Here is a 6,515-nt window from a genome sequence, read left to right on the forward strand (position 1 = left end):
TAATAGGTGTAAAACAGTCCGCCGACTGCCTGCACTCCCCTCTCCTCCGTCCGTTTCTTCCGACCGACGCCGTATCCCGGAGCAAACGGCACCGCGGGACGCTGGAAACGCCGTATCCAGGACCAAAACAAATTTTGAGGCGTTGGAAATGCCGTATATTTAACCTTACTAAACATTTTGATGCTAGATACGATATATCCTTAACCTTTGTAAATATTTTAACATTAGATACGTCGTATCCTTAACCTTGCTAAACATTTTGATGCTGGAAATGTCGTATCCAGAGCCAAAACAAACTTTGGGACGCTGGAAACGTCGTATCCGGAGCCAAAATAAACTTTGGGACGCTGGAAACGTCGTATCCGGAGCCAAAACAAACTTCGGGACGCCGGAAATGTCGTATCCTGCGCCAAAACAAACGTCGGCAAACCGGAAACGCCGTATCCGGAAGCAAGGGGAACGCCCGCCCCTCCCCGTCGGCTGACCACACACCGCCGGAAGCCGGAGAAGTCAGAAAAACGGACAACAAAAGCCCCGTCCGCCTTTCTGCCCCTCGAAATGCAGGAAACAGCGGGATGACAAGGTCCGGACAAAAAAAACTGACTATATTTGTAGGCATTTTATAAAACCTTTAATCCACAAAACGTTTATGAAGCAATTCAAATCCCTATGGATTGCCCTTCTGCTGCTCTGTCCCGGATGGCTCGCAGCACAGACGGTCAGCCAAACGCCGCACGGCATCAAGTTCACGGTGCCCGACGGAAGCTACACCTGCGAAGTGCAATTCTACACCCCCTCCATCGTCCGTGTCGTGAAATACCCCCAGGCCCAGCTGCCCGAGAAGCCCAGTCCGGCTGTCGTCCTCACCCCGGAGGATACCAGGTTCCGGGTCACTGACGCCGACGCCTCCGTCGTCCTGCGGAGCAAGGCGCTGTGCGTGACCGTCGACAAGCGGACGGCAACGTTGCAATTCGCCGATGCCGACGGACGGATGCTCCTGGCTGAAAACGGTGCCGTCACCTTCCGTCCCATCGAGGAAGGCGTGGACAAAGGCTACTTCCGCGTCCGTCAAGCCTTCCGCCTGGACCCCGACGAGACCATCTACGGACTGGGACAGCTGCAGAACGGCAAGATGAGCCAACGCAACCAGGAGAAATACCTCATCCAAAGCAATGTGGAGGACTTCAGCCCCTTCTTCCAGTCCGTCAAGGGCTACGGGCTCTACTGGGACAACTACTCCCCGACGACCTTCGCCGACAACAGCCAGTCGACCTCCTTCGACTCGGAGGTGGGACTCTGCGCCGACTACTATTTCCTCTACGGCGGCAATGCCGACGGCGTGGTGGCAGGGATGCGCACGCTGACGGGTCAGGCGCCGATGTTCCCGCTGTGGACCTACGGTTACTGGCAGAGCAAGGAACGCTACAAGAGTCAGGACGAGACGGTCGGCGTCGTCCGCAAATACCGCAAACTGGGTGTACCCCTGGACGGCATCATCCAGGACTGGCAGTACTGGGGAAACAACTATCTGTGGAATGCCATGGACTTCACCAACACGCAGTTCCCCGACCCGCAGCGGATGCTCGACGAGGTGCACGGGCTGAACGCCCACATGGCCATCTCCATCTGGCAGTCATTCGGTCCCGCCACGAAGCCGTACCGCGAGCTGGCGCCGAAGGGTCTGCTCTATGACTTCAAGACCTGGCCCGCCTCGGGCACGGAAAGCTGGCCGCCCAACCCCGAATATCCGTCGGGGGTACGTGTCTACGACGCCTACTCGCCCGAAGCGCGCGACATCTACTGGAAGTACCTCAACGAGGGCATCTTCAAGTATGGCATGGATGCATGGTGGATGGACTCGACGGAGCCTGACCACCTGGACTTCAAGCCGTCCGACCTCGACCAGAAGACCTACTTCGGCTCGTTCCGCCGGATGCGCAACGCCTTCCCGCTCTACTGCGTGCAGGGCGTGTATGACCACCAGCGGGCGACCACTTCCGACAAGCGCGTGTTCATCCTGACGCGTTCGGGCTATGTGGGCTCGCAACGCTACGGCGCCAACGTGTGGTCGGGCGACATCGGTTCGTCGTGGGAGAGCCTGCGCAATCAGGTCCCTGCCGGACTGAACTTCTCGCTCTGCGGCATGCCTCACTGGAACAACGACATCGGCGGCTTCTTCTGCGGCTCGTACAACAAGAGCTGGAACGACGGTTTTGCCCCGCGGAACCCGCTCTACCAGGAGCTTTACGTCCGCTGGCTGCAGTTCGGCACGTTCACCCCGATGATGCGTTCCCACGGTGCGGACGCTCCGCGCGAAATCTACCAGTTCGGCAAGAAGGGCGAGCCGGTGTATGACGCCATCGAGAAGATGATTCACCTGCGCTATGCCCTGTTGCCCTACATCTACTCCACCTCGTGGGAGGTGACGCACCGTCAGTCGACATTCATGCGTGCGCTCGTGATGGACTTCCCCGACGACCGGAAGGTGCTCGACCTGAACGACGAATACATGTTCGGTCCCGCCATCCTCGTTGCCCCCGTGCTGGAGGCACAGTATACGCCCGAAAAGGCAGTCAAGGTCGACGAGCAGAGCGGATGGGACCGCGACAATGCCGGGAAGGCAAAGGATGCCGTCGCCGCCACCGACTTCACGCAGAAGAAGTCGACCACGCTCTACCTCCCGTCCGGCGCCACCTGGTATGACTTCTGGACCGGCGAGACGCTGAAGGGCGGACAAGACATCACGCGCGAGACCACGCTCGACTTGATTCCCCTCTACATCAAGGCGGGCAGCATCGTGCCCTTCGGTCCTGCCGTACAGTACGCCACCGAGAAGCCGTGGGACAACCTGACGCTGCGCATCTATCCGGGTGCCGACGGCAGCTTCACCCTGTACGAGGACGAGTTTGACAACTACAACTACGAGAAGGGTGCGTACACCGAAATCCCGATGACCTGGGACGACTCTTCCCGCCGTCTGACCATCGGTGCCCGCCGGGGCAGTTATCCGGGCATGCTGACGAAGCGCCAGTTCACCGTCCGCACGCCCGACGGCAAGGAGAAGACCGTCACCTACACGGGCAAGAAGGTGACCGTGCGCCTCTGACGCATCGTCCGTCCGCATAAAAAAGAACGAAGACACAAGCCTCCCTCCGGATGTTGCCTGTGTCTTCGTTTCTTTTTGTGTTCAGCCGATGCGGGGCGTTGTGCCTCCCGCCTGTCAGTCAGCCGACGCCTGTTCCTGCACGAAGGGTTTCAGCCCCTTCACGGCTTCCGCCGGCGTGATGCGCTTGCCCCCGTTGTCGAGGTCGATGAGGATGTAGCGGTCGTTGCCCATGCCCAGCTCCTTCATGTAGGACAACTGACGCAACCCGTGGCGCGTCTCGATGCGTTCCACCAGGTCATGGTGTTCGGCTTCCGTCATGGCATAAATCAAATCGACGCAAGCCTGGTCGAGCGCCAGGATGTCCGTGGAAGAGAGGATGCCGACGTTGGGCGTCACCACCGGCTCGGCATTCACGCCCTCGCAGTCGCAGGACACCGACATGTTGCGCATCACGTTCACATACGTCACCTGCCTGCCGAAGTGGTCGATGACGGCTTTGGTGGATTCCGTCATGCGCTCCATGAATTCCTCCCTGGCAATGTTCCACTGGTTGTCCTGCCCCGGCGTGGTGTGAATCCAAGCCTTGCCGATGCGTCCGTCGGCACAGCCGATGCCGATGTTCTTGTTGCTTCCGCCGAAGCCACCCTGCGTGTGCCCCTTGAAGTGGGTCAGCACGACCAGGGAGTTGTAGTCCGTCAGGTGACTTCCCACCGACATCCTGTCAAACCATTTGCCGCCCTTCACGGGGAGGGTCAGCGTGTCCGCCTCGTCCATGATGTCGACGGGGCAGAAGGTCCATCCGTTGACCTTCAACGTCTCGCGGTGCTGTCCGGTCGTGTAGCGGTCGCCCTCGTAGTAGGTGTTTGTCTCGACGATGTGCGCGTCGGGCAAATCCTTTTGCAGCAACTCCCTGACCCACTCGTGCGGGATGATGTTGGGTCCGTGCTGCTCGCCGGTGTGCAACTTCACCCCGACCTTCCCGCCGATGTTGGCGCATACCTGCTCATACGCCCGGATAAGCCCCTCGGCGCTCAGGTTTCGGGTGAAATAGACGATGGATTCATTGCCGGTGCGTTCCTCATAAGGCACATACTTGTTGCCGTCGGTTCCCGGCACGGGCACCGCTTGTGCCATCGCGGTTGTCCCCATGGTCAATAGACTTGCAATCATAGTAATCAGTGTACGTTTCATAATTCGATAAGGTTCATTCATTCAACTTGCAAAATTAATGCTTCCCCGTTCCCGGAGCGTACCCGTTTGACAGATTTCTTTACCCGAATTACAGATTGTCGCCGCGGGGCGCGGCTGTGTCCGCCTTTCTTCCGTCCGGATGAAAAAAGACAATATCCTTCTCTCCTTATTCCAAGGAAATCCTTACTTTTGCAAAATAACCTAAATATAATATCAGAACGTAATGGATACTCCAAAAACACCTACCGTAGAAGAGATTAACCGCAACGTCAAGTACCTGCGGCTGTTGAGCGACCGCTTTCCGACGATAGCAGCCGCCAGTACGGAAATCATCAACCTGGAGGCTATCTTGAATCTTCCCAAGGGCACGGAACATTTCCTGAGCGACGTGCATGGCGAGCACGAGGCCTTCAGACATGTGTTGAAGAATGCTTCGGGAGCCGTCAAGCGCAAGGTGAACGAGATTTTCGGCAACACACTGCGTGAAACGGAGAAGAAGGAAATCTGTACCCTCATCTACTACCCCCGGGAGAAACTCGAACTGGTCAAGGCAAGCGAGCCCGACATGCACGACTGGTACCTGACGACCTTGCACCAGCTGGTGCGCGTCTGCCGGACCGTGTCATCGAAATATACCCGCTCGAAAGTGCAGAAGGCGCTGCCGCCGGAGTTCGCCTACATCATCCAGGAACTTCTCCACGAATCCTCCGACGAACCGAACAAACACCAATATTTCCACGTCATCATCAGCACCATCATCGAGACGCACCGCGCGGACCAGTTCATCGTCGCCCTATGCAACCTCATCCAACGCCTGGTCATCGACTCGCTGCATCTCATCGGCGACATCTACGACCGTGGTCCCGGTGCCCATCTCATCATGGATACGCTCTGCCACTATCACAACCTTGACATCCAATGGGGCAACCATGACATTCTCTGGATGGGCGCTGCCGCCGGCAACGAATGCTGCATTGCCAACGTACTGCGCACGTCCCTGCGTTACGCGAACCTCGTCACGCTGGAAGACGGCTACGGCATCAATCTCCTCCCCCTGGCAACCTTTGCCATGGACACCTATGCCAGCGATCCGTGCAAGAGTTTCCTTCCCAAAATCGAAGAGGGGGACAAGACGCACAACGAACGTACGTGCCGCCTGATTTCGCAGATGCACAAGGCTATCAGCATCATCCAGTTCAAGCTGGAGGCAGCCATGACCCGCCGCCATCCGGAATTCGACATGGACGACCGCAATCTGTTGGGACGCATCAATTTCGAGAAGGGCGTCCTGGTCTATGAAGGAAAGGAATATGAATTGAACGACACGAACTTCCCGACCGTAGACCCGAAAGACCCCTATCGCCTTACCAAGGAAGAGGAGGAAGTCATCCATAAGCTTCACTACTCATTCGTCGGCAGCGAGAAGCTGAAGAAACATATCCACTGCCTGCTCACGCGAGGCAGCATGTATCTCAGCATCAACTCCAACTTGCTCTACCACGCCTCCGTGCCTCTCAATGAAGACGGCACCTTGAAGGAAGTCCTTGTACATGGCAAACGCTATAAGGGCCGCCAATTGCTCGACAAGGTGGACAGTCTGGTCCGCACAGCCTTCAGCGACGAGCCATTGCCCGAGCAACAGTTCGCCGTAGACTTCATCTGGTATCTGTGGTGCGGCAAGAACTCGCCCCTCTTCGACAAAGCCAAGATGGCAACGTTTGAACGCTATTTCGTCAAGGACAAGGCGCTGCACAAGGAAGAGAAAGGCGCCTATTACGACCTGCGTGACAACGAACAGGTGTGCGACATGATTCTGGATGAATTCGGAGTGACCGGCGAGCATCGCCATCTCATCACGGGCCACGTCCCTGTCAAGACTAAGAAGGGAGAGAAGCCGGTCAAGGCGAATGGCAAGCTGATTGTCATCGATGGAGGATTCTCCCGTGCTTACCAATCGGAGACGGGCATTGCGGGATACACCCTCGTCTATCACTCACGCGGCCTTCAGCTCGTACAGCACGAGCCTTTCACTTCAACTCAGGAAGCCATCCGCGAAGGAAAAGACATCATCTCCTCAACCCAACTGGTCGAATTGAGCAGCCAACGTGTGATGGTGCGCGATACCGACAAAGGTCTGGAGCTCGAACGCCAAATCCATGACCTCTTCCTCCTGCTGACAGCTTTCCGAAAAGGTATCATCAAAGAGAAGGGACAATAA

Annotated in this window: 3 protein-coding genes; 2 read left to right on the top strand and 1 reads right to left on the bottom strand. The window is 57.2% G+C overall.

Annotation, left to right across the window (positions count from 1 at the left end):
* The first annotated feature begins 649 nt into the window (after nt 1-649).
* Nucleotides 650-3,106: a TIM-barrel domain-containing protein gene (locus M3087_RS14220; protein ID WP_249096830.1), complete on the top strand. Its 2,457-nt coding sequence runs from the start codon at nt 650-652 to the stop codon at nt 3,104-3,106.
* A gap of 114 nt (nt 3,107-3,220) precedes the next feature.
* Here M3087_RS14220 and M3087_RS14225 read toward each other — a convergent pair whose 3' ends face one another.
* A complete protein-coding gene (locus tag M3087_RS14225) occupies nt 3,221-4,297 on the bottom strand; it encodes a DUF362 domain-containing protein (RefSeq protein ID WP_249096832.1) in 1,077 nt (358 codons plus the stop codon).
* A 223-nt stretch (nt 4,298-4,520) separates the two neighbouring features.
* Here M3087_RS14225 and M3087_RS14230 point away from each other — a divergent pair, with 223 nt between their 5' ends.
* Complete coding sequence (locus tag M3087_RS14230; RefSeq protein WP_249096835.1) at nt 4,521-6,515, top strand: fructose-1,6-bisphosphatase; 1,995 nt, start codon at nt 4,521-4,523, stop codon at nt 6,513-6,515.

This window comes from Mediterranea sp. ET5 (genome assembly GCF_023337025.1).
In the GTDB taxonomy this organism is placed as follows: domain Bacteria; phylum Bacteroidota; class Bacteroidia; order Bacteroidales; family Bacteroidaceae; genus Phocaeicola_A.

Bases quoted from the DNA above. Each gene is read 5' to 3' on its own strand.
- M3087_RS14225 (WP_249096832.1), bottom strand. From the start codon at position 4,297: ATGAAACGTACACTGATTACTATGATTGCAAGTCTATTGACCATGGGG.
- M3087_RS14230 (WP_249096835.1), top strand. From the start codon at position 4,521: ATGGATACTCCAAAAACACCTACCGTAGAAGAGATTAACCGCAACGTC.
- M3087_RS14220 (WP_249096830.1), top strand. From the start codon at position 650: ATGAAGCAATTCAAATCCCTATGGATTGCCCTTCTGCTGCTCTGTCCC.